The organism is Bartonella sp. AU18XJBT, from assembly GCF_028618595.1.
Lineage (GTDB): Bacteria > Pseudomonadota > Alphaproteobacteria > Rhizobiales > Rhizobiaceae > Bartonella.
The window spans coordinates 1-1,728 of record NZ_JAQITE010000125.1; the positions used below are offsets into that span (position 1 = coordinate 1).

The 1,728-nt window shown below is 40.9% G+C and carries 1 protein-coding gene and 1 pseudogene; both read right to left on the reverse strand.

What is annotated here, in order from left to right:
• Window positions 1-22: 22 nt before the first annotated feature.
• Window positions 23-427: a hypothetical protein gene (locus PVV60_RS10425; RefSeq protein ID WP_273724664.1), complete on the reverse strand. Its 405-nt coding sequence runs from the start codon at window positions 425-427 to the stop codon at window positions 23-25.
• A pseudogene (locus PVV60_RS10430) lies at window positions 424-1,728 on the reverse strand (filamentous hemagglutinin); the annotation flags it as partial. The pseudogene PVV60_RS10430 and the gene PVV60_RS10425, both read right to left, overlap by 4 nt.

The window sequence follows — 1,728 nt, forward strand, 5'->3', positions numbered from 1 at the left end:
TGATCATTACCAATAGCAAAACTTAAGGTTGGCATTCATCCGCGTTTTTATACCTTTTACAAAACGGGCTGTTTAAGCGCTTTTCGACACTTCTCTGTGGGATGACAGCACCAGGCTGACAAATGGGGAGGTCTTTATAATTATAACACCAATATGGACCTCCTGACTTTTTACGAAATCCTGATTGAACCATACAAGCATAAATTGTTGCTATTTCATTTTTGCTTAGCTTTCGAACTTCATCCTCAAGATAATTAAGGTGCGGCAGACCACATTCTAGTAAGGCTTTTCCTACCTCAGTAGAATCTGCTCCTGGCTTCTCCCACACAGCCGTCTCTCCTCGAGGAGGTTTGTCAATGTTTTCAATGTCACATCCAGTGACCGTTAACAGAATGAGCAGGCTTAATAAATTAAACAATATTTTCATTTTTTGTTTCCTGTTCTCGTTGAATAAAGTTTTTTAAAACCAAATGAACCATAATTATCTCCACACTCAGTGCCCGCATCACCATAACAATTATGGGTGCTAGGGTTATGTCCGCGTAGCGCTCCCACTTGCTCTTTCATTGGAATTGCTGGTGGAAATAATACATAGGGGAACTTCAAGGGTACCTTATAAGCAGTAGGTGGATTGTGACCAATTTCTGTACCTATGGGATCGAATATATGGTTTTGTAAATAAATATGATCTTTTTTACCATCACTCACATAATAGAGTGCATTCGCTATTGATTGAGAGTTATCAGCCGGTCCAAAAAGATAGATATCTGTTTTTTCTGCTATACCGTGAATGCCATGCTTTTCAAAGTCACGCATTCCATTACCCACTGTCAGACTACCACGGCTATGCGCACTAACAATAGCATTGTCATTGCCATAACGATAGATAAAATCTTGGAACTTCTTGGTCGAATTACTCAATCCCCAAGTGTTACCCTCCCAAAACTTTTGATAAACTGCTACCCCTAATTCTACCAGCACATCGTCAGCTTGGGGAAAGTATGTAAAATAAAGAGGACCATTTTTATTAACAGCCAATTGGACAGCATTACCGGCTGCTTCATCTGGTGAATTAAAAATGCCATTGTAGAACATATAAACAGCACCATTAGGGCCTTTTTGTAAATGATTTTCTTCTCCTGGTTTTAAATAGCGATACAGAGTAATATTTTTTCCATCATTGCCTTTTATAGGTTTTCCATTTTCATCGGTTAAATAGAGGACATTGCCATTTTCATCATGCAAAATCTCACCTACTGGATGGTCAACATAAAATGCCATTTTACGAACCCCATCCCATATATCAAACCATTCATCTACCCATTTATTTCTCATACCTAAACGATTACGCAATATATCCTCAAGCGGTGCGACATTGAGCGGTCCTACTGCCTGGTGGGCTGCTGCGGTGTTGCGGTTGAGTGCATCAATGATTTGTCCAGCATCTTGCCCCATCGCCCTCTGTCCAGTGATATCAGTAAGGATGATAGTCCCATCACTGATAGCAGATTTGGTTTCCCCTTCTGCTCCATCTTTGGCTTTTCCATGACTTAAAGCATTTTTGGCAATGTTCTTTATCGTATCGTTCCCAGAAAGGTTATACCCATGGCTGCTGGCTTTAGCATGGGCACTGTTGCTGATATCACTGGTGCTAATGCTTCCTGTGGTCAGGCTATTTTTGTCCGCTGAGGCTGTGCTGGAAATAAGTCCTCCGGTCAGCGTTGTTTT

Bases quoted from the DNA above. Each gene is read 5' to 3' on its own strand.
- PVV60_RS10425 (WP_273724664.1), bottom strand. From the start codon at position 427: ATGAAAATATTGTTTAATTTATTAAGCCTGCTCATTCTGTTAACGGTC.